General features: G+C 51.6%; 17 protein-coding genes. 8 read left to right on the top strand and 9 right to left on the bottom strand.

All coding sequences use genetic code 11. From position 1 onward, the window contains the following. Positions 1-53: 53 nt before the first annotated feature. Positions 54-731, bottom strand: a complete 678-nt coding sequence (gene lexA, locus CPA45_RS14715; protein ID WP_096652720.1) for a transcriptional repressor LexA — start codon at positions 729-731, stop codon at positions 54-56. Between the two features lie 271 nt (positions 732-1,002). Between lexA and CPA45_RS14710 the strand changes: the two genes are divergently transcribed. The 4 genes from CPA45_RS14710 (at position 1,003) to CPA45_RS14695 (ending at position 3,910) form a co-directional block, all read left to right on the top strand. Further along, positions 1,003-1,680, top strand: a complete 678-nt coding sequence (locus tag CPA45_RS14710; protein WP_096652718.1) for a TetR/AcrR family transcriptional regulator — start codon at positions 1,003-1,005, stop codon at positions 1,678-1,680. Next, complete coding sequence (locus CPA45_RS14705; RefSeq protein WP_096652716.1) at positions 1,658-2,221, top strand: L,D-transpeptidase; 564 nt, start codon at positions 1,658-1,660, stop codon at positions 2,219-2,221. Before CPA45_RS14710 ends, CPA45_RS14705 begins: the two co-directional genes overlap by 23 nt. Before the next feature lie 38 nt (positions 2,222-2,259). Further along, positions 2,260-3,270, top strand: a complete 1,011-nt coding sequence (nagZ, locus tag CPA45_RS14700; RefSeq protein WP_096652714.1) for a beta-N-acetylhexosaminidase — start codon at positions 2,260-2,262, stop codon at positions 3,268-3,270. A gap of 61 nt (positions 3,271-3,331) precedes the next feature. Then, the gene (locus CPA45_RS14695) at positions 3,332-3,910 is read left to right on the top strand and encodes a hypoxanthine-guanine phosphoribosyltransferase (protein ID WP_096652713.1); all 579 of its coding nucleotides are present in this window, start codon (positions 3,332-3,334) and stop codon (positions 3,908-3,910) included. A gap of 26 nt (positions 3,911-3,936) precedes the next feature. Here CPA45_RS14695 and ppsR read toward each other — a convergent pair whose 3' ends face one another. Continuing rightward, the gene (ppsR, locus tag CPA45_RS14690) at positions 3,937-4,770 is read right to left on the bottom strand and encodes a posphoenolpyruvate synthetase regulatory kinase/phosphorylase PpsR (RefSeq protein ID WP_078087727.1); all 834 of its coding nucleotides are present in this window, start codon (positions 4,768-4,770) and stop codon (positions 3,937-3,939) included. 297 nt (positions 4,771-5,067) lie between these two features. On the opposite strand from ppsR, the gene ppsA reads away from it, so the two are divergent. Continuing rightward, positions 5,068-7,452, top strand: coding sequence for a phosphoenolpyruvate synthase (ppsA, locus tag CPA45_RS14685; protein WP_096652711.1), 2,385 nt, complete (start codon positions 5,068-5,070; stop codon positions 7,450-7,452). Positions 7,453-7,637: 185 nt separating this feature from the next. After that, positions 7,638-9,458 carry a gamma-glutamyltransferase gene (gene ggt, locus CPA45_RS14680; protein ID WP_096652709.1) on the top strand — a complete coding sequence of 607 codons (1,821 nt, stop codon included), beginning with the start codon at positions 7,638-7,640 and terminating at the stop codon, positions 9,456-9,458. Positions 9,459-9,535: 77 nt separating this feature from the next. Here ggt and CPA45_RS14675 read toward each other — a convergent pair whose 3' ends face one another. From CPA45_RS14675 to acnB, 3 genes are all read right to left on the bottom strand, one after another. Beyond that, positions 9,536-11,479 (bottom strand): glycerophosphodiester phosphodiesterase family protein, encoded by a 1,944-nt coding sequence (locus CPA45_RS14675; protein ID WP_096652707.1) that lies wholly within the window; start codon positions 11,477-11,479, stop codon positions 9,536-9,538. Positions 11,480-11,485: 6 nt separating this feature from the next. Next, positions 11,486-11,983 carry a ribonuclease E activity regulator RraA gene (gene rraA, locus CPA45_RS14670; protein WP_096652705.1) on the bottom strand — a complete coding sequence of 166 codons (498 nt, stop codon included), beginning with the start codon at positions 11,981-11,983 and terminating at the stop codon, positions 11,486-11,488. Between the two features lie 146 nt (positions 11,984-12,129). Continuing rightward, positions 12,130-14,733, bottom strand: a complete 2,604-nt coding sequence (gene acnB, locus CPA45_RS14665; RefSeq protein WP_096652703.1) for a bifunctional aconitate hydratase 2/2-methylisocitrate dehydratase — start codon at positions 14,731-14,733, stop codon at positions 12,130-12,132. 587 nt (positions 14,734-15,320) lie between these two features. Between acnB and CPA45_RS14660 the strand changes: the two genes are divergently transcribed. Next, positions 15,321-15,989 (top strand): MiaE family protein, encoded by a 669-nt coding sequence (locus CPA45_RS14660; protein ID WP_096652876.1) that lies wholly within the window; start codon positions 15,321-15,323, stop codon positions 15,987-15,989. Between the two features lie 19 nt (positions 15,990-16,008). Next, entirely contained in the window at positions 16,009-19,905 is a 3,897-nt protein-coding gene (locus tag CPA45_RS14655) for an ATP-binding protein (protein WP_096652701.1), read from the top strand. Between the two features lie 50 nt (positions 19,906-19,955). On the opposite strand, the gene CPA45_RS14650 is transcribed toward CPA45_RS14655, so the two are convergent. Genes CPA45_RS14650 through queC form a run of 4 tightly spaced genes read right to left on the bottom strand, consistent with a single transcriptional unit; the run spans position 19,956 to position 22,421 of the window. Next, entirely contained in the window at positions 19,956-20,237 is a 282-nt protein-coding gene (locus CPA45_RS14650; RefSeq protein WP_096652699.1) for a YkgJ family cysteine cluster protein, read from the bottom strand. After that, a complete protein-coding gene (locus tag CPA45_RS14645; RefSeq protein ID WP_096652697.1) occupies positions 20,234-21,067 on the bottom strand; it encodes a 6-carboxytetrahydropterin synthase in 834 nt (277 codons plus the stop codon). Before CPA45_RS14645 ends, CPA45_RS14650 begins: the two co-directional genes overlap by 4 nt. Next, the gene (queE, locus tag CPA45_RS14640; RefSeq protein WP_096652695.1) at positions 21,067-21,711 is read right to left on the bottom strand and encodes a 7-carboxy-7-deazaguanine synthase; all 645 of its coding nucleotides are present in this window, start codon (positions 21,709-21,711) and stop codon (positions 21,067-21,069) included. Before queE ends, CPA45_RS14645 begins: the two co-directional genes overlap by 1 nt. Then, entirely contained in the window at positions 21,711-22,421 is a 711-nt protein-coding gene (queC, locus tag CPA45_RS14635) for a 7-cyano-7-deazaguanine synthase QueC (RefSeq protein ID WP_096652693.1), read from the bottom strand. Before queC ends, queE begins: the two co-directional genes overlap by 1 nt. Positions 22,422-22,496: the final 75 nt, after the last annotated feature.

The following is a 22,496-nucleotide window of genomic DNA, read 5'->3' as shown; positions in this document are numbered from 1 at the left end:
AGGCCGAGTTTTTGGGTGTGGCTCACCATGCGTACGCACATATGTGCCGCAGGCTAGCCTAATGCCTGACCGTTACCGCCGCGTATAACGCCTACGCCTACACCCTCAATGTCCAGCTGTTGGGTGCGTAGGTCAATTTCAATTGGTGCAAAGTCAGCATTTTCAGCGACTAAGGTGACGAGATGCCCTTGGCGCTTGAAGCGCTTAACAGTGACTTCATCTTCTAGACGAGCGACGACTATTTGTCCGTCGCGCACTCGATCAGTGCGGTGTACCGCAAGTAAATCCCCTTCCAGTATGCCGACGTCTTTCATTGAGAGACCCCGCACACGGAGTAGATAGTCTGCTTTTGGCGTAAAGTATTCCGCAGGTAGTGGGCAGTAGCGGTCAATGTGTTCAGCCGCCAGGATTGGGCTGCCAGCAGCAACTTCTCCAATCACTGGTAAACCGTTAGGTAAAACGTCAGCCGAGGAGATAGGCTGTGGCGCGGTAGTGTCATTCACCTCTTGGGCTTCTTGATTGGGCAAGCGAATACCGCGCGACGTATTGCGAATAATACGAATGGCCCCTTTGCGCTCTAATGCGCGCAGATGTTCCTCGGCAGCGTTGGGAGAGCGGAATCCGAGTGCTTTAGCGATTTCAGCTCGAGTAGGTGGGTAGCCAAATTCACCCATTGTTTTAACGATAAAATCAAAAACGTGCTGTTGGCGTGCTGTTAGTGGACGCGACATACCAAGCTCCAAAATATGAAATGACAGTAACTACATGTCGGCTAATCAGTATGTGTTTAAGTATACAGTATGTTCCTCTGTCCAGTACATGGCTAAAGATTAGCCTGGTAATGAGCCCTCGATGGCGCATGCGTGACTAGGTGTGTGTTTGAATTATTTAAGAATTTAATTACTGGTAGCAACTCATGGTGACCACATAAAGGATTGAGACTAGAAGGGTTATGGCATAGTATTTTGCGATGTTTTAAACACCTGTTTCCTGGAGGGCGCTATGGCGCAGTCTGACACGGTAACGCGTATTCTAGATACCGCAGAAGTGCTATTTGCAGAACGCGGCTTTGCCGAAACCTCGCTGCGCAATATCACCAGTAAGGCGCGGGTCAATTTAGCAGCGGTCAATTATCACTTTGGCTCTAAAAAAGCCCTTATACAGGCGGTTTTCGCCCGTTACCTCGATCCCTTTTCACAGCGTTTTCATACCGCACTTGATGAGCTTGAGTCGCGCTATACTGAAGGTGTTATTCCTTTAGAAGTGCTGCTGGAAACCATGGCAGCGACCGTGCTAGCTGTGCCAGCAGAGCGAAACAGCTTAAAGGTGTTTATGCGTTTGCTAGGCTTGGCTTACAGTCAGGCCCAAGGTCATTTGCGACGCTATATTCAAGAGCAATATGGCGATGTGTTTACACGATTTACCGAGCTAGTGCGCCAAGCCACACCTCATCTACCGGATGCTGAGCGTTTTTGGCGACTACACTTTATGCTAGGCACGGTAATTTTCACGCTGTCGGGTCTTGATGCACTGCGCGATATTGCTGCTAAGGATTACCACGAGCAAGTGACCGTTAAGGACCTCGTTAGACGTTTACGCCCGGTAGTGGTGGCGGCTATGCACGCTCCATTACCTCCGGCGTTAGAAGAAGGACACTATGAGAACGCCCACATTAGCTGAGCTGCCACCTGAACATGATCATTGGCTTGAAATAGACACGCAGAAGCAGTTGCTACGCTGTTGGCAGGGGCGTGGCCTACAGTTCGAGTGTGCGGTTTCAACCGGTGAGGCGGGGGTGGGGCAGCTAGAAGGCAGTGGTCAAACTCCCCAAGGCTGGCACTATATACGGGCAGCGGTAGGTAATGGGTTGCCGGATAATGCTGTGTTCAGGGGACGTAGGTGGACCGGTGAAGTGTTCTCCGCGCAGCTTGCTGATACTTTTCCTGATAGAGACTGGATTCTTACTCGGATCCTGTGGCTATGTGGTTTAGAAACCGGAAAGAACCGAGGTGGGCACGTGGATACTCAGCGTCGCTATATTTATTTGCATGGCACTCCGCCTGATCAGCCAATGGGCGTACCTGCTTCCCATGGCTGTATCCGTTTACGCAATGATGATTTGTTGACGGTTTTTCAGTTCGCTTTACCTGGCACGCCGGTGTGGCTGCATGGGGGAAATGCTTATGTTCCTTCTTGCGATAATTTTGACACGCCCTATTGATCGACTAAAATTGTCGCCCCCTAAGCTGGATCCATTATATGACTCAACCCCTTGGCCCGGTCATGCTTGACCTTGAAGGCCCCCAATTAAGTAAAGCTGAACAGCAACTTCTTATGGAGCCCGCAGTTGGTGGCGTCATCTTGTTTGCACGTAACATAGAAGATGCATATCAGACTCGTGGTCTGTGTAGCGCTATACGTAGCGTGCGTGGTGATTTGCTTATCGCTATCGATCAAGAAGGCGGGCGTGTTCAGCGGATTAAGCAAGGCGTGACACGTATGCCAGCAATGGCTCGTATCGGCGATACGTTTTCCCAGGACCAAGAAGCGGGGATGTCGCTAGCAAAAGATGCTGGCTGGTTGCTGGGGATGGAAATGGCTGCCTGTGGGCTGGATATTAGTTTTGCCCCGGTACTAGACGTGGAAAGCGGCATTTCAAGTGTTATTGGCGACCGTAGTTTCAGTAGTGATCCTGCGCACGTTGCTTTGTTAGGCCATGGGTTTATCCAAGGTTTGCATGAAGCTGGTATGGCCGCAGTGGGGAAGCATTTCCCAGGACATGGCGGCGTCGCGGCAGACTCCCACGTGGCGCTTCCTGTTGATGATCGCCCGTTTGAGCAAATTAAACAGCACGACCTGGTGCCATTTACCCAGCTTGCAAGCCAGTTGGATGGCGTGATGCCAGCCCATGTTATTTATAGTGCCTTCGATGCTCGCCCTGCAGGATTTTCACCGAACTGGCTTGGCATGCTAAGGGAGTCACTGGGGTTCAAGGGGTGTATTTTTTCAGATGATCTAAGCATGGTTGGTGCCCACGAGGCGGGTGATCCTCAGGCGCGTGCTAAAGCCGCTTTAAGTGCTGGCTGCGATATGCTGCTGGTATGTAACGATAGAGCAGCAGCCTGTGAAGTTATTGAGGCCTGTTATGGTTTACAGAGTAAGCGCCCTGCCAAATTGCGTTATGGTCGTGCCAGGCCGGACCTGGATGCTCTGTCAGCACTGGGACGTTGGCGCCGGACTCATGCCAAATTAGAAGCATTAGCAAGTTAAACACGCGGCGTCATAACACTTCGCTTAGCCATTATTTACGTTATTTTTTTGGGGTTGCAAAATGTCCAAGTTGGATAAAGAAGCGCTTGAGTCGCTAGACTCAATGCGCGAATTGATGGACAACGCGGACTGCCTGATTTCCCAGGAACAGGTAGAGCGTGCGTTAGATCGTATGGCTGAAGCGATCACTAAGGACTTGGGCGATAAATTGCCGGTTTTTTACTGTGTGATGAATGGTGGTTTAATCACAACCGGGCACCTGCTGACGCGCCTTGGTTTTCCTCTTGAAGTGGATTACCTGCACGCCACACGCTACCGGAATGAGCTGCGTGGGGGAGAGTTGTTCTGGCGTGTTTCGCCGGAAATTCCCATGGCGGGCCGCCATGTGGTAATTGTTGACGATATTCTCGACGAAGGTGCCACGCTTGCGGCTATTCTTGCTTACTGCGAAGAAGCCCAGGCTGCCAGTGTGACTACCGCTGTGTTGGTCGACAAACAGCACGATAGGAAGGCGGTACCAGGGCTGAAAGCCGACTATTGTAGTCTTGAAGTTGCCGACCGCTATGTATTTGGTTTTGGCATGGACTACAAAGGCTACTGGCGCAACGCCCCTGGGATCTTTGCCCCCAAGGGCATGTAAACATCAGGCAATAAGTTTACAGAGGCTTAGCGGGGTGAAAAACGCCTCGCAAGTCCTGTCTCTGCAATCATCCGTGTGGAAATCTCTTCAACTGAGAAGCGGGTGGTGTCAATAAATGGAATGCTCAGCGAGCGGTAGAGCGACTCCGCCTGCTCAACTTCCTGCAAACACTGGTCTATTGAGCTGTAGCGGCTATTCGGTCGGCGCTCGTTACGAATAGCGGCGAGCCTGCGTGCATCGATGGTTAATCCAAACAGCTTGTGGCGGTGGAGCGACAGCACTTTGGGCAGTTTTAGGCTGCCATCTTCGTCAAGGTCATCTTCAGTTAGCGGGTAGTTAGCTGCTCGGATACCGAACTGAAGCGCGAGATAGAGCGATGTGGGGGTTTTACCACAACGTGATACGCCTACTAAAATAATATCCGCTTTATCATACTGATGGGTGCGGGCGCCGTCGTCATTGTCTAGCGCAAAGTGTACTGAGTGGATGCGGTCCATATACACGGCATCGCTGCCAATGGAGTGTGTTCTACCCACGCTATAGGAAGAGTGGGTTTCTAGCTCTTGCTCTAATGGCTCTAGAAATGTCGAAAAAATATCCACTTTGAAGCCAGTGGCTTTGCGAATCACATCGCGAATTTGTTGATCTACGATAGTGTCGATGATGATTGGACGCTGCCCATCACGTACTGCGGTGGACTCAATTATCTCTGCCAACGCCTGGGCTTTTTCCAGTGTGTCGATGTAAGGCTTGGTCAGCATGTTAATTTCAATGTCGCTAAACTGTGCTAACAAGCTACGCCCAAGGCTCTCTGCGGTGATGCCAGTACCGTCAGAGATAAAAAAAGCTGTCCGCTTCATGTCGAACTCCGCCCAAGAATGAAAGTGGTTATTGTGGGCGGAGCTGCTATATAGCACAACGCCTAGCTAATAATTGCTGTCATTTGTGCTGCGCTAGCTGTGTTTTTTCAGCTAACTTCAACTTGCCTCAGCCAGTTTCAACTACAGAAAATGCCTTGAAAGCGCCTTTGTTGTAAAAATCCTCCACCCCCTTCGCTGTTAGACCAATGGCGAATACCCTGCCACGGTGCTAGGGTGGCACGGTCATTCAGTGTCGGCCTGGTAGGCCGCAAAGAAGTCTAAAAGCGAGGGGGTAGCGTGGAAGAGTACATTCTGTGGTTCGATCAGCTGGGCATGGCAGACGTCGAACGCGTGGGTGGTAAAAACGCCTCGCTTGGGGAAATGATTTCCAATTTATCGGGTGTTGGTGTGACAGTGCCGGGTGGTTTCGCCACAACCGCGCATGCCTACCGTGAATTTCTTTCCCATGAAGGGCTGAATGACCGTATCAATGCCACTCTGGCACGCCTGGACGTTGATGATGTTAAGGCGCTAGCCAAGGCGGGCAGCATGATTCGCCAGTGGATTATTGATACGCCTTTGCCGCCAGTGTTTGAAGAGGCCCTTCGTGGCGCTTACGAGCAGCTGCAAACCCAACATCCCAACTTGAAGGTCGCGGTGCGTAGTTCCGCCACTGCTGAAGACTTGCCCGATGCTTCCTTTGCTGGTCAACAAGAAACCTTCCTTAACATTGAGGGTTTCGACAACATCAAGCATGCGGTACATGAAGTGTTTGCCTCGCTGTTCAACGATCGGGCTATCTCTTACCGTGTGCACCGGGGTTATGCTCACGAGAACGTCGCGTTGTCGGCGGGTGTGCAGAAAATGGTGCGTTCTGAAACAGGCGCTTCTGGGGTTATGTTTACCTTGGATACCGAGTCTGGCTACCGTGATGCAGTATTTGTTACGGCATCCTGGGGGCTGGGTGAAACGGTTGTGCAAGGGGCAGTTAACCCAGATGAGTTTTACGTTCATAAGCCCACACTAGCTGCTGGGCGCCCAGCTGTGTTGCGCCGCACGCTTGGTTCCAAGCTGATCAAAATGGTTTACGGTCAGGATGCAAGTGCGGGTAAATCGGTAGAAACGGTTGATGTGCCACTACAAGATCGTGGCCGCTTCTGTATCAATGACCAGCAAGTGATGGATTTGGCCCATCAAGCGATGACTATCGAGCAGCATTATCAGCGCCCTATGGATATTGAGTGGGCGCTCGATGGCGATGACAGTAAGCTCTACATCGTTCAGGCTCGTCCTGAAACTGTGGTGTCTCAGCAAGAGGGAGGCAAGCTTGAGCGATTCCATTTGCGTGAGAAGGGTCGCACCCTGATCACCGGCCGAGCAATTGGTCAGCGTATCGGGCGCGGTGCTGTAAAAGTTGTGCTGAGCCCTGATGAAATGGATAAAATTCAAGAGGGTGATGTGCTAGTAACCGATATGACCGATCCCGATTGGGAGCCGATCATGAAACGCGCCTCGGCCATTGTGACCAATCGTGGCGGTCGTACCTGCCATGCGGCTATTATTGCTCGCGAGTTAGGTATCCCTGCCGTCGTTGGATGTGGTGACGCCACTACGCAGCTTAAAGAAGGTATTGACGTTACGGTATCTTGTGCCGAAGGTGATACTGGTCACGTTTATGAAGGACTACTGGCATTTGATTGTAAGGTATCGAGTGTTGATGCCATGCCAGAAATCCCCTTCAAAATTATGATGAATGTCGGTAATCCAGACCGCGCCTTTGGTTTTGCCAGCTTACCCCATGCAGGCGTAGGCCTAGCTCGGCTCGAGTTTATTATTAACCGTATGATTGGTGTGCATCCTAAAGCGTTGCTGGAATACGACACGCTGCCTGCCGATCTTCAGCAAGTCATCGACCTACGTACGGCGGGCTATGCAGATCCTGTCAGTTTTTATGTTGATAAGCTGGTAGAAGGTATTTCGACACTGGCGGCGGCCTTCCATCCTCAGCGGGTGATTGTGCGTCTGTCCGATTTTAAATCGAATGAGTACGAAAATCTCATCGGTGGCAAGCTATATGAGCCTGGTGAAGAGAACCCGATGCTCGGTTTCCGCGGTGCTTCACGTTATATTTCTGAGGCTTTTCGTCCTTGCTTTGAGCTGGAGTGCCAAGCGCTCAAGCGAGTGCGTGAAGAGATGGGTTTCGATAATGTCGAAATCATGGTGCCCTTTGTACGCACCCCGGATGAAGCGCGTGAAGTGGTTGGGTTACTTGCTGCCAATGGTTTGAAGCGGGGTGGCCTCGAGAACCCTGATGGCCTCAAAGTGATCATGATGTGTGAACTGCCCGCCAATGCACTGCTGGCTGATGAGTTCCTTGAGCACTTCGATGGATTCTCTATCGGCTCTAACGACTTGACGCAGCTTACGCTGGGCTTGGATCGTGACTCTGGAATCGTGGCGCACTTATTCGATGAGCGGAACCCTGCGGTGAAAAAGCTACTCGCGATGGCAATCCAGGCGTGTAAAGCCCAGGGAAAATATGTTGGGATTTGTGGCCAGGGTCCTTCCGACCACCCTGACTTAGCAAAGTGGTTGATGGAGCAAGGGATCGACTCAGTGTCACTGAACCCTGATGCTGTACTGGAAACATGGTTTATGTTGGCAGGTGAAACTATCGCCTAGAGCCAATTAGTTTACGCGTTAATTTCCGCCCGGCCATTGTGCCGGGCGTATGCGTTTTATAGGCTACGGATTTTAGATTACTTGCAGGGCCTTCTAAATCTCTGCTGACTAAGGCTGTGTTTAGGCGCTTAGCCGCTAAAATGCTGAGTGGGGCAGCTATCAGGAATTCTTACGGGAGTGCAACCATGGTTTCAAAAAGAGTGGTTTCAAAAAGAGTGGTTTCAAAAAAAGCAACACTTACGTTTGCAAGCTTACTACTGATACCTCTATATAGCTGGGGGTTTAGCTATGAGGCACCTGCAATAACACCTGAGGTAGGCTCGGGTTATGAAGAGAAGCCCGGCTGGGCGGCCTCTTCTTTTGCAGTGGCAGCCGCAAATCCGTTGGCAACAGATGCTGGGTATCAAGTATTAAAAGCAGGTGGCAATGCCGTCGACGCAGCGGTTGCCGTGCAAATGGTGCTCACTTTGGTGGAACCTCAGTCTAGTGGTATTGGCGGTGGTGCTTTCTTGTTGCACTACGATGGCTCGAATGTCCAAGCCTATGACGGGCGTGAAACGGCTCCTGCTGCAGCTACTGGAGAGCTGTTTATGGAGGATGGTGAGCCACTGGCTTTTATGGATGCGGTGGCAAGCGGGCTTTCGGTGGGGGTTCCCGGCACCCTGAAAATGCTTGAAAAAGCCCATGCAGAACATGGTCAACTCTCTTGGGAAGTGCTTTTTGAGCCAGCTATTGTGCTTGCCGAAGAGGGGTTCGCGGTTAGTCAGCGGCTACATACCAGCTTGGCTAATGACGAAGCGCTGCGCCATGACCCCTTGGCGAGCACCTTTTATTATGACGCCAGCGGAGAGCCGATAGCTGTCGGAGAAACCCTGAAAAATCCAGCGCTTGCTACTATTTTTCGACGTATTGCTCGTGAAGGTAGCGTAGCACTGCATGAAGGCGATATCGCTGAAGACTTGGTTCACAGAGTGCAAACGCACTCGGCTCGACCCGGTGAAATGACGCTTGATGATTTAAGCGGTTATGAGGCGCTCGAGCGTGAGCCTTTATGCACTCCCTGGCAGCAGTGGGACGTCTGTGGTTTCCCACCGCCTTCGTCGGGACATATTACTGTCATGCAAATTTTAGGCATGCTGGATCAACAGCCTCTGTTAGAGGCACCGCTAGATAACGGTGCTGCTAGTAGTGGTTGGTTGCATCAGTTCTTGGAGTCGTCACGTTTAGCCTTTGCCGACCGTGGTCGTTATATTGCTGATCCGGCATTTGTCGAGGCGCCAGGAGGGGACTGGTCATTAATGCTGGCGCCTGAGTACCTCGCAAATCGTAGTGCGTTAATCGGCGAGGAAAGCATGGGCGAAGGTGCTGAACCTGGCAACCCTGGGGAGCAAACGGTTAGTTTTGCAAGCCAGCCAGAGCAACCTGAATATGGTACTAGCCACATCAGTATTGTAGATGCTGAGGGCAATGCCGTTGCCATGACAACAACCATTGAGCAAGCGTTTGGCTCACGCATACTAGCTGATGGTGGCACAGGGTTGCCCGGCGGTTACTTATTGAATAATGAGCTAACCGATTTCTCGTTTGTTCCTGAAATTGATGGAGAGCCTGTCGCTAACCGTGTTGAGCCTGGTAAGCGTCCGCGCTCCAGTATGGCCCCTACACTGGTTTTCGACCAAGACAGTGGTGAGCTAGTCGCCAGTTTAGGCTCGCCCGGCGGGGCGGCAATTATTCACTATACGGCCCGTACGCTTGTGGCTATGCGTGATTGGGGGCTAAGCGCTCAAACTGCTCTTAATTTACCCCATGCGATTACCTTGGGCGGGGATGTTTCGGTAGAGCAAGGTCGCTTCTCTGAAGCCACAATAGAAGCCCTGCGCGAGCGTGGCCATACTGTAAATGAGCGGGATCTCACGAGTGGTTTGCAGGCAATTATGCGTTTAGAGGATGGCTCTCTGTTTGGTGGAGCAGACCCTCGCCGTGAAGGCGTAGTAATGGGAGATTAGCGACATAAGCGGCGGCTAACTCCCCGCCGCTTATTGGATGCCTGCTTGCCAAGCACTGATGAATAAATGGAAAGTAGCTATTCGCGAAGCCAGTTACGTAGCTTTACCAGCATTAGACTGCCGTCGCTTAAAGCGCGGCGGTCTTCTATCAATTCACGTAGACGATCGGGATAGTCGGTAATAATGGCGTCGACGCCCAGGTCTATCAGTGTCGACATACGAGCACGGTCGTTAACTGTCCATGCATGAATTTCGTAGCCATAAAGAGCCGCGAGGCGAATCTCTTGTCGATTGATGCGATTATGCCGTAGGCCTAGTGCATCAAAGCTGCGCCGGTCCAGGGTGCCAGGTAATATCAACTGCGCTAATAAGGTGACACGTAATTGAGGTGCTTGTTGTTTTATATAACTAACTGTATCTAGAGACATCGTGGCTACGCGTGTCTCCATAAAGGCATTGGGAAAACCGCAGCTAGTAACAGCGGTCAGCGCGCTCTCTTGTGTTGCCCAGCAGCGATAACGAATGTCAGACTCCGCGTCGAGTGTTTCTAAAACTGCACGGGCAAGTGCCAGCTCTTCACCGGGTAAGGGCTTCATATCTATCATTAATCCCGCACGTCCGCGTACTAATGCCAGGGCTTCGTCCAAGCCTGCAATTGCTTCATTTTGAAAGGCATCGCCAAACCAGCTGCCAACATCAAAATGGCTTAGTTCCTCTCTGGTTAAATTACCGAATTCACGAGGGTCTCCGGTTAACCGAGCCAAAGTGCGATCATGGTAAAGCATCACCTGGTTATCGGCGCTCAAGCGCACATCTATCTCTACGTAGTCTGCTCTATCGTTCATAGCTTGATCTATGGCCGCCAGAGTGTTTTCGGGGGCCACCATTGAGCTTCCTCGATGGGCAATAACCGCAACATTATCGCGTATCTCAAAGCTATTAAGGATCCACCAAGCTTGCAGTGCCGCGATCAATAGTACGCTTATTTCTACTGCCCAGGCCCAGCGTCCTGGATGTGCTTGCTGTGGGCGGGGAGAGGGGCGCTCTTCTCGATAAGCAAGCTGTAAGTATAAGCAAGCTGAAAGTAGTGCGTTGGTTGCTATGCCTAAAAATGTAATGGCTAATGTAATTAGTATGTAGCTTGTCAAATAGGCAAGCATGGCGGGTATAAGAACGGCGTTATGCTCAGGAAGCCACCAGAGAAGGGGGGTAACAATAAGGTCAAACAGCCAAGTAGTGATAAATGGCAAGCTGATAATAACGGCAAGTAGTGCGAGTACTGCAATGCCAATAGAGCGGTGCCAGCCTCGGGTCAAAACGACGCTGCGTTTTAGAGCATGATAGGGACTGTAGCCCTCCAAGGTAACCAGTGGAAGAGCCAGCAACCAACGTAAGTAGAGCCATGCTGCAAGGCTAGCCCAGGTAATGACAAGGGGTAATGCACAAGCAAGGAAGTACCAAAAAACTGGGGGGCGAACGCGCTGTAGGTAATAGGGGTCTAGCCCACTTAGCCAGACGCTATATAGCCAAGCCAGGCCTGCCATAAAGGGGGCCAGTAATAATAGGTGTACACCTACCTGCAAAATGACTAAGCCGGCAAGTGCAGGCAGGCGTTGGGTACTTAGCCACAACGACTCAAAGGCTAATTGGTAATGATTGTCTTTTGGTTTGACAGCTACCATAAGCATGCCTGCTTGCTGCCAATAGATCAGTAAGAAGGTAAAGCCAAGCCCAACCAGCATCGCTAATAGGCCTAGTGGACTAAATAGGAGGCTGAGCAGTGCATCATTGGTAACCACCACGCGATTAAGCTGGGCTAGTACGGCCCGTGCTGCCCAGGCAATAAGGGGGACTAGTAGAGCAGTAGCGAGTATCGTGAAGAGCAGGTGGTACGCAATCAGTGGGCGTAGATGATCGCGGAGGGTTCTTAATAGCGCGTAACCTAATTGATTTAGCGGTTGCATGGCCAGAAAAAAGTCAGAGTGAATCACCAGGGTGGCACTATCTGCCACGCCTGGCAAGAAGTGCTACTCAGATAAATCGAGCGCCTTATTCGCAATGATAATGCCGTTATTATCAGCATAGAGCCACTGGCCCGGGCGTAGGGTAGCGCCAGCAAAGGTTACTGGAATGTCCCGTTGCCCCTCGCCATGTTTTTCGCTGCGTCGTGGATGGCTGCCAAGTGCCTGCACGCCTAGAGGTAGCGTCACTAAAATATCAACATCTCTCACACAGCCAAACATCACCACACCCGCCCAGCCATTTTTGGCTGCTTGCTCGGCCAGCATGTCGCCCAGCATGGCGCAGCGGTTAGATCCGCCAGCATCTACGACTAGCACGGCTCCATCGCCTAGTTCAGCAACAGCCTGCTTAACCAGGGAGTTATCTTCAAAGCACTTTACCGTGCGAATGGGGCCATAGAAGCTGTCTATACCACCGAAATTAGCAAATATAGGCTCTAGAACTGTTACGTCTGGATAGGTGTCGCATAAATCCGGAGTAGCGATCGCATGGGTCGTTGTCATGACAAGCTCCTTAGGTATCAGTCTACTGATAAAAACGCCCCGTCCTGTAAGCAGGGCGGGGCGTTCGGTCATCGACTCAGAAAGAGGTGGTTTTCACCTTTTCTGTGATGGTGCGAGCATCGGCGATGGGTGGATGCAGCAAGGTGTTACGCTTCTTGAGCAACCGGAATCACGTTCGAGGCGATTTTTTGGTACTCCTCGATTTCATGGAAGTTCATGTAACGATATATCTCTCCTGCCATAGCGTCAAATTCACTCATGTAGCGCTGGTACTCTTCAACGCTTGGCAGGCGGCCTTCTACGGCGGCTACCGCTGCCAGTTCCGCTGAGGCGAGGTAAACATTGGCACCATCACCTAAACGGTTCGGGAAGTTACGTGTAGACGTAGACACAACGGTGCTTTTTGCCGCAACGCGTGCCTGGTTACCCATACACAGTGAGCATCCCGGCATTTCCATACGGGCACCAGCACGGCCGTAGATACCGTAGTAGCCCTCTTCGGTCAACTGGTGCTGATCCATTTTAGTTGGCGGTGCCAGCCATAGGCGAGTCTTCAGGCTGCCAGCAGGCTGTTTCTCAAGCAGCTTGCCAGCAGCGCGGAAGTGGCCGATGTTGGTCATGCATGAGCCGATAAATACTTCATCGATCTTTTCGCCCGCAACCTCAGACAGTAAGCGCGCATCATCTGGGTCGTTCGGAGCGCAAAGAACAGGCTCTTTAATCTCACTGAGGTCGATTTCAATAACCTCGGCGTATTCTGCATCTTTATCAGCGCGCATTAGGCTCGGGTTGGCAAGCCATGCTTCCATACCCTCAATACGGCGGCTAATGGTACGCTCGTCGCCGTAGCCGTTTGCAATCATCCACTTCAGCAGTGTGATGTTAGATTTCAGATACTCAGTTACGCTCTCTTCAGACAACGTAATGGTACAGCCAGCAGCACTGCGTTCAGCAGAGGCATCAGAAAGCTCGAATGCTTGCTCAACGGTTAGCTCTTCTAGACCTTCAATTTCAAGTACACGGCCAGAGAAGGCATTTTTCTTGCCTGACTTCTCGACAGTCAAAAGGCCTTTCTTAATAGCGTAAAGCGGAATGGCGTGAACAAGATCGCGCAGCGTAACGCCCGGCTGGCGGGTGCCTTTAAAGCGCACTAGTACAGACTCGGGCATGTCTAATGGCATAACGCCTGTAGCCGCAGCGAACGCAACCAGTCCGGAACCAGCAGGGAATGAAATACCCAGCGGGAAACGGGTGTGGGAGTCACCGCCAGTACCTACGGTGTCGGGCAGCAGCATGCGGTTAAGCCAGCTGTGAATAATGCCGTCACCTGGGCGCAGTGATACGCCACCACGGTTCATAATGAAGTCTGGTAACGTGTGGTGCGTGTCGACGTCAACCGGCTTTGGATAAGCAGCGGTGTGACAGAAAGACTGCATGACCAGATCGGCTTGGAAGCCAAGACACGCTAAGTCTTTTAGCTCATCACGGGTCATTGGACCGGTGGTATCTTGAGAGCCAACCGTGGTCATTTTGGGTTCGCAATACATACCTGGGCGAACGCCTTCTAGGCCACAGGCTTTACCGACCATTTTCTGAGCGAGGGTGAAGCCCTTGCCAGTGTCTTTTGGTTGGTCTGGTAGGCGGAAAACGTCAGACTGTTCTAAGCCCAAAGACTCGCGCGCTTTGCCAGTCAAGCCGCGGCCGATGATCAGTGGAATACGGCCACCGGCACGTACTTCATCCAAAATCAGCTGAGTTTTCAGCTCGAATGTGGAGAGCACTTCGTCGGTGCCGTGTTTGCACACTTTGCCTTCATAGGGGTAAACGTCGATAACGTCGCCCATCGCCAAGTTGGCTACGTCCATTTCAATTGGCAGCGCGCCAGAGTCTTCCATAGTGTTAAAGAAGATCGGGGCAATTTTGCTGCCAAAGCAGAAGCCTCCAGCGCGCTTGTTCGGCACATAGGGAATGTCGTCGCCGAAGAACCAGAGCACGGAGTTAGTAGCAGACTTACGTGAAGAGCCGGTACCTACCACATCACCTACGTAGGCAACCGGGAAACCCTTGGCTTTCACTTCTTCAATCTGCTTGAGTGGGCCGGTGCTGCCTTGTACTTCCGGTACAATACCTTCGCGCTCGTTTTTAAGCATAGCGTTGGCATGTAACGGAATATCAGGGCGTGACCAAGCATCTGGTGCTGGGGATAGGTCGTCGGTGTTAGTTTCACCTGGGACCTTGAAAACCGTCAGGGTGATTTTCTCATCCAGGGCCGGTTTGGACAGGAACCACTCAGCGTCAGCCCAGGACTGGATGACGTCTTTAGCGACGGCGTTGCCGTTTTTGGCACGCTCTTCAACATCATGAAAAGCGTCAAACATTAGCAGAGTGTGCTTTAGCTGCTCGCCAGCTTCGCGGGCAAGCTCTTCATTATCTAGCAGTTCTACCATCGAGACGATGTTATAACCGCCTTGCATGGTGCCGAGCAGTTTAACGGCATGTACTTTATCGATTAGCGGAGAGGAGGCTTCTCCTTTGGCAATCGCAGTTAGGAAGCCTGCTTTGACGTAAGCTGCTTCATCAACGCCCGGCGGTACACGGTTAGTGATCAGGTCAAGAATGACTTCTTCTTCACCCGCTGGCGGATTTTTCAGCAATTCAATTAAGGAGGCGACTTGCTCAGCGTTCAGGGGCTTGGGCGGGACGCCCTCAGCAGCGCGTTCCTCGACATGTTGGCGGTAAGCTTCAAGCACGTTGGGGCCCTCTCATCTTCTTAGTGGTGTCGAACACATACCCACACGGTATTGAGTATGCGCCCGCTCACGTGACATACGCTTGACAAACAGCGTCTGGTGGATGGTTGGGATTCTACGGGAAACTGTCGACAATGTTAAGGTGGCAAGCTGTTGGGCGCGTTGTACTTTATGCTGATGAGCAGATATTTAGTTTCCTGAATCGTACTTTTGGGTCGGAAAACTGAAATTTTTTTACCGACAAGGTGTGAATATGGTGAGAGTAAGTGTGATTATGGTTATGCCGCGTTACCATATCGTTGCTGGATCGTTCTAAAGCTGCTTGTTCTCAATATGTGGCTAGCAGGTTGGATAGCGCCGAAGTGTGGAGCTTCGAGGTATCTGGTGTGTAACGATATATGCTCAGTTGTTACATTAGTTGCAGTCTATGTAAATGTGGTCGATTATGAATTTACTTGAGTTAAGCCTCAGCTTCTGGAACTCAGTGGCGAGCTGTAGCATGGGCTTACGCGGTTTTTTCATGGGAGCAAACGTCTTTGGCGTTTAGATATTGTACAATAGTGAGATAAATGCTTGGTAATGGTGTTATGTCAATACAATTAACGGCACTGCAACCGGTAGGTCATTCGCTACAAGCAGATGATTTACTACCGGAAAGTCTTCATGATTTTCTTGCCTGCTCAACGCCAGATTCATGGTTGCAATGGGCACTAGCTAACCCTGAAACACTTCTTGTTGATCATGCTCAATGTGAGAAGAAGGCGGCTTCCACGGCGATGAGTTTGCTGTACCGTTATGTGGATCAGCCTCTTTTACTGAGCAAAATGTCGCAACTGGCTCGCGAGGAGCTGCTGCATTTTGAACAAGTAGTGGTATTGATGGAAAAGCGGGGCGTCGCCTATGAGCATCTCACTGCTTCTCGCTACGCGGAAGGTTTGCGTAAGCATATGCGTAGTAGCGACCCTGAGAGGTTGATTGATCTGCTAATTATAGGCGCGTTAATCGAAGCGCGTAGCTGTGAGCGATTCGCACGCTTAATACCTTATTTAGATGAAGAGCTGGCTCGGTTTTATCGCACACTGGTGAAATCAGAAGGGCGCCATTTTGAAGACTATTTATTGCTTGCACGGCAGCAGACAGCCGATTCGCTAGATGAACGAATCGCCTTTTTCGTAGCGCGTGAAGCGGAGCTGATTACTTCGCCAGATACGGCTTTTCGTTTTCATAGTGGCGTGCCTACTCAAGGCCACCGCTAGTCTAGGCAGGATGTGTATCATGCGCGATGCTCAACCGACAGACCAACTGACTCTTTTTGGCCATTTCTCGCTATCCCAAGGCGAAGATGTATTAACTCATTTCAGTTACGACAAAGTTAAAGCTCTCTTGGTTTATTTGTTGTTGCACCGCCAGCCGGTGAATCGTGCCGCGCTTGCAGAGCTGCTTTGGCCAGACCAAGGGTTATCATCTGGCAGAACTAACTTGCGTCACGCACTGCACTGCTTGCGCCAGTCAATGGGGGATAATGCCGAGCACGTATTAAACGTATCTCGCCAAACTATTGCTTTCCAACTCCCTCCTCATTGGCGTGTTGATTTACACGAGCTACAGCAGCTACTCGAAGGATCGCGTGATTTAGCCACCCTTGACGCTGTCATGGGTTGCTATCAAGGAGACTTGATTGAAGAGCTGCAGTTAGCGAACTGTAGCGAGTTCCAGCGTTGGCTAGTGCAGGTCCGTAACGAATGGCGTCAACGGGTTATACGCTTCGCTGAGCAGGTATTGGATGCTCATTCTGATGTGCCTGACCAAATGTTGGAAGGGCTGGTGAGCCGTTTCTCAGGCTATGGTCCCTTTCATGAGCGCCTTGTTCGTCAACTGGCTGAAAAGAACCAGATGGCGGCGGCGCATGAGCAATATAATAGCTACCTGCAATTACTGGCGCTTTCTGGCCAGCAGCCTGAGCCTAGTTTTTTACAGCTGGCGACCTATTGGTCTGATGGGCACCATGATCCACGTGCACTTAGCCCTCAAGGGGCCTTTTCCCGAGCATTAGCTGCGGACAGTAAGCCTCTTCGTGAAGATGAAATTGAGCTTCGCCAACTCTCTGTTATGGCCATAAGACTACGGCTACAAGGTGACTGGCAAGAGCGTGCCGCAACGCGTAACTGCTTAGCATTACAGCTAGAGTTGTTACGTTGGTTAGAGCAGCAATGTCACCACTTAGGTGGTTTTTGGTTGCCAGGTGCAACGGGAGGTTTAGGGCTGGCGTGCTTTGGTACCCACGGTCCTGCGCATCAACTGGCGGAGTTGGTTGCTCTTTATGAGCACTGCCGTTTGGCGTTGCCGCAAGAATCTACGCGGCACTGGACCGGTGAGGGTGAGCCACCCAAATTTGAACTAGCTGCTGGGCTGCATAGCGGGCGAGTAGTTTACTTGCCTGAGCGACAGCTGGCGGACCCTCTTGGGCAAGTCACCCAGGTGTCGCTAGAGCTCATGAGTGCAGCTGAAGGCAGTGAGCTGGTGATCTCCCAAGAGTCGAGCCAGCATATGCCTCCCGCGCTGGATTTGCAGCCCCGCTTGGTAGCACGGCTGGTCGCTAGCGACGGTCGTGTTCGGTTGCGTGCACTAGTATTAGGGCAGAATGAGGGCGGTAGAGACGCTTTACCGCCAAGTTTGGTTGGGCGTGAAACATCGCTACGTACGCTGCGCGACGCCTTAGCGCGTGCAGGCATCGGGCTGCGCCAGAGCGTTTTGGTTCGAGGCGCATCTGGCATGGGGAAATCCGCTTTAATGGTCGGATTTCGCCAGCTAGAGCTTAGCCGCGATGCGGCTATTTGCTGGCAACCTACCACTCGTCTTTCGGTGTTAGAGCCTTATGGTGTTGCCCGAACGCTGGTGGCGTGGTTCCTGGAAGCAGCACCTAGCGGTGAGGCTATCCAACAGTTGCAGGCTCGTTTGTCTATGGAGCCCCTGGACGAGCAACGCCAGCAGCTGCTTGAAGAAGCGTTAGGTGTTCGAGATGTACAGGAAATTACTCAATTAACGCAGAACGGGGAAGCCGTTGAGTTAGTGGTGCGTCTACTGCACCGCTTAATTGATCAACAGTCAGGCTCTAAAACGTTAGTGCTGATGGTCGATGATTTGCAGTGGCTGGACGAGCCTTCGTTTAAAGTGTTGGCAGGGCTTCAGGCACGCTTGCCCATTAATACCGCTTTCATGTTAGTAGCCAGCCATCATGGGCGTGAGCCACTGCCTGTCAAATTGCATTGGGATCAGCAAATCAGCCTTAGTCGGCTCGATGCATTGCAGTCGTCGCGCTTGCTTTCTCAGCTTTCAAGGCGCTATAGAATTCACTTAAGCCCACGTTTGCGCAATCAGATTATCGAGCGATGTGATGGCGTTCCGTTGTATATGCAGGAAATTTGCCGTCGCTTGGATATGGATCGGCGGGAAGGGCGTAGTGTGCAGTTTGATGAGCTGCCAAAGGGCTTGCTGGGGCTGCTGGCTAGCCGGATTGATCAGTTGGAAAGCGACCGTGAAATTGCCCATGTGGCTGCGGTGTTAGGTAAGCGCTTCAGGCTAGACTTCCTGCTCGAATGCAGCGGTTGGGAAAAAGTTCGGCTGACACAAGCGGTTGAGCATATGCGGCTGCTGGAAATTATTGAGCCGGTAGATAAAGAAAGTGGTGAGCACGAGTACCAATTTAGCCATCAATTGTTGCAGGAAGCGGCTTATCTTTCCTGCCCTCGGGATGTAAGGGTTAAGTTACATCAGCAGGTCGTCACCTTAATCGAAAATCGTTTTCCCGTTTGGATTAGTCGTCACCCCGGAGATTTTGCTACACACCTACGACGCAGCGGCCATTATGCTCGGGGGGCCCGTTACTTTGAACTTGCCGCTCGTGAGGCGCTAAAGGTTAGTGCCAACCGTACCGCACTGCGTATGGCAGACTTTGGACTGGCTAGCCTACGCCATGTTGAACATCAGGCTGAACGTGAGGTAAGCCTGCTAACCGTACGGGGGCAAGCAGCCTTTGCCCTTGAGGGACATGGTTCGCCCACGGCCCATGAAAGCTTTGTACGTGCCAGAGAGCTATTGCGGCAATCGTGTAGTGACCCTGTTGGGGACCCAGAAGATCTAGAACAAATTTTCTTGGTTAAGTGGGGGTTGTGGGTCGGCCGTAGCCAGCGTTATGCGCACGCGGATGCGTTCGCATTAGCATCTACCTTGGCCGATATTGCTGAGCGCTTGGAAGACCCCCGCTATCGTAGGCTGGCCGACTACGCCAGAGCCCATTGCGAGTACTGGGCGGGACGTATACAGCAGGCACACGACCACCTTGATGAGATCGATCCACTAAACGCTCAAATGATGATTGAGTGGCTGCCGTTCTCTGACCACCCGCAGGTAACTGCGGCGTGCTTCCAGGGGTGGACGCTCTGCTTGCGGGGAGATTACCAGCGTGCCGAACGCCATGTTTCTGCGGCGATACGGTTAGCAGAAAAAATAGGTCACCCAGGCACCCTTGCTATGGCGTTGTTGTTTGCTGCTGCGTTATACCGCCAACTTGGCCATGTACATCTTGCCGCTCGACATGCTGAGCGTGCGGCTGCTATGACGGAGACACCAGATTTACAGCTTTGGCAAATTTCCGCCCAAGGTGTATTGGGTTGGCAGCGTGCATTATCAGGCGATCAAGGTGGGTTGGCGCAGCTGCGTGATAGTTTGGATCAAATGGCTGAGCTTAATGGCCGTGATCGTTTTCAGAGACCTGTGCTGTGGTACTCCGATGCATGCATCGCGCTAGGGGAGTTAGCAGCGGCAGAAGACTATCTCGATCAGTGCTTGGTTATTGCGCGAGAGCGGACGACGCTGTTTTTACCTGAAATAGCCACCCAACTAGCTAAAGTCCGCGATTTATTGGGGCATCCCGCTAATGAGGTGAGAGCGCTTGCAGAAATGGCGATTCACCAGTCGCGTGAGCATGGCAACCGCCATCAGGAGTTGGCTGCATTGGAGTTTTGGTTAACGCGCATTGCTCCTAGTGACCAGCAGGCCAAAGAAGCATTCAGGGCTTTGTTAGGTGATGTCAGCCATAGCGATGCACCTGTGTTAGTGCGTTGGGTGAGTCTATTAGATCGGCGCTCCCACGTATTGAGTGTTGAGAGCTAACGTTGAGAACTAAAGCGGCTTCTGAAATATAACGGCCACTTGGCAGCAGCTTAAGCCGTACTGCTTTCAAGCCATGCAATTGTGGCGAGCGCCTGTACTCGGTGCTCGCCACATATTTCACCATCAAAATTGAAGTTCTCACACACGGCGGGGCGGCTAGGTTCGCCAAACAGTTTGCACAAATTGTCGTCGCTCAATTGGACACACCTGACCCCAGCCGGCTTGCCGTTAGGCATGCCGGGAATAGGGGATGTTATCGATGGTGCTATACAGCATGCGCCGCAACCAGCTCGACACTGCGCTGGTTGAGGAGAAGATGTCCTGCTGTTCATGTTAATGCGTCAGCCATGGCGCCCTTGTTAATCCCTTCAAATGCCTGTACCGAAGTTGATTTTTCACACTGTTCAGCAACTTGGGCGGCGAGCCATGCAGCAATATTCTCGACAGTGGTTGGTTTAGGTAATACGCAGCAGCGCTCTAGAGGCAAAGTAATCGTAAACCTACCCTGGGCAGCGCCATAATGGCATGTCAGAGTTTCTTCATCCTGGTGCGCTATATCTGCTTCTTCGAGTAAATAACGATTATCGAGCCAGTCAGCCCACTGCTGCTCAAGAGACGGTTGACGCTCTCCTGATTGCCAAATGTAAAGCCGTGAGCGATGGCCATGGGCAATGCGTTGGCAGTTTCCAAGGTGGCGTTTCAAACCATGGCTATAGCCATAGGCTGCGCCTTCAATCGCTTCATCACTTAAGTTGAGCTTTACATAATGAACGTTGGCAGGGCGCTGCTTAGTTAATGTGTCACTCAATAGGTCGGCAACATCTTCGATCGTAATCGTTTCCCAGGGCAAAAGGGTAAATGCTTCTGCTGGGCCACGTACTTCCATTGGATAAGGGGTGTTAGTACGAATGCACAGGCCTTCATCACAATCACTGACTGTAATACCTGGCGCACTAATTGGTACCAGTAATGTGTGGTCAAGGCCATTGTCTAGCGTTCGTTTGATCCAGGGTTTTACCTCACCAAAATCAAACAGCATACCATCTTCACCCAGCTCTCCATCCAATAGGGCGTCTACTTGCCAACTGCAGCCCATTAAGCCTTTCTCAGGAGACCATAGTGACACATCAATATGGGTTAAATGGTTTACAAATAGTGACATTAATCAAATCCTGCAATTTTGTGCGTTTGGAGCGATAAGCGCCACTGCGGATTTGCCATGCAGTAAGCGGTAGTCAAATGCACTGTTTCAGCATTTACCTGTGGGTTTCCACGGTCCATCGGCTGTAAAAAGAAGTGTTTAAAGCCTAATGGCGCAAATTTTTCTGGTAGCGCCTTAGACTGGGGGTAGACCAGTTTTAATTCGTCCCCCTGTGTAATGGCTAGGGTATTAGCGCCTTTAGGGCTTACGCACAGCCAGTCAATGCCCGGTGGCGGGGGTAAAGTACCGTTGGTTTCTACAGCAACTTCAAAGCCGTAGTCATGCATCGCTGTAATTAGCGGAGTATCTAACTGTAAAAGTGGTTCGCCGCCCGTGAACACAACATAGGGTGTGGCGCGCGTATTGTGCTGAGGCCAAAGAGCATTGAGGTGCTCGGCAAGCGCGTTTGGGGTAGTAAAGCGGCCACCGTTAATACCGTCGGTACCAATAAAATCGGTATCGCAAAAAGTGCACTGAGCATTGGCGCGGTCAATCTCACGGCCAGACCAAAGGTTGCAGCCGGTGAAGCGGCAAAAAACGCTTGCCCGGCCTGCTTGAGCCCCTTCGCCCTGGAGTGTATAGAACGCTTCTTTTATATGGTACATCAGCTCGTTACCTGGGCAGTACTGTGTTCATACTCCAGTGGGTCTGTAGCGTGGTTGGCGGTAAAAGCGGCCAGGCGCTCTAAGCAACTCCCGCACTTACCACAAGCCAATGTACGCCCTTCATAGCAGGTCCAGGTATGTCGATAGTCCAGTCCCATGGCGAGGCCGTCACGTAGAATATCGGCTTTCGTAGACTTTAGATAAGGTGCATGAATGAGCACTGGCTCAAAATTGGCAATGCCTGATACATGATTCATTGCGTCAACAAACTCAGGGCGGCAATCAGGGTAGAGAATGTGATCGCCGCCATGGGCACCATAATCCACACGTGAAGCGCCGATATTGACTGCTTTGGCAATCGCTAGTGAGAGTAGGATCATATTGCGATTAGGTACTACCGTAGCGCGGAGATTATCTGCCGCGTAATCGCCTTCTGGCATGGCAATGGAGCTGTTGGTTAATGCAGAGTTGTCAATTAGGCCGTGAATGGCACGTATATCGACCACTTGATGGGGTACTTTGAGCTGCCGGCAAACTTCTCGAGCCGTGACCAACTCTCGTGCATGGCGTTGTCCATAATCAAACGAAAGAGCGTGGACATTCAGTCCTTCTTGAATGGCGCGATGAAGTACGGTGAAGGAGTCCATACCTCCGGAGTAAATCACAACGGTAGAAGACGCGTTAACGTCAGAAGCAGGGGATAGCAACATAATGAATACTCATTGTTCGGAGAATTTATTGGGTGCTTGCGCATCGCTTTGATCCGGGGTCCGGTCCGGAAGTGC

The organism is Vreelandella nigrificans, from assembly GCF_002374315.1.
Lineage (GTDB): Bacteria > Pseudomonadota > Gammaproteobacteria > Pseudomonadales > Halomonadaceae > Vreelandella > Vreelandella nigrificans.
This window is presented reverse-complemented; position numbering and strand designations above follow the sequence as displayed.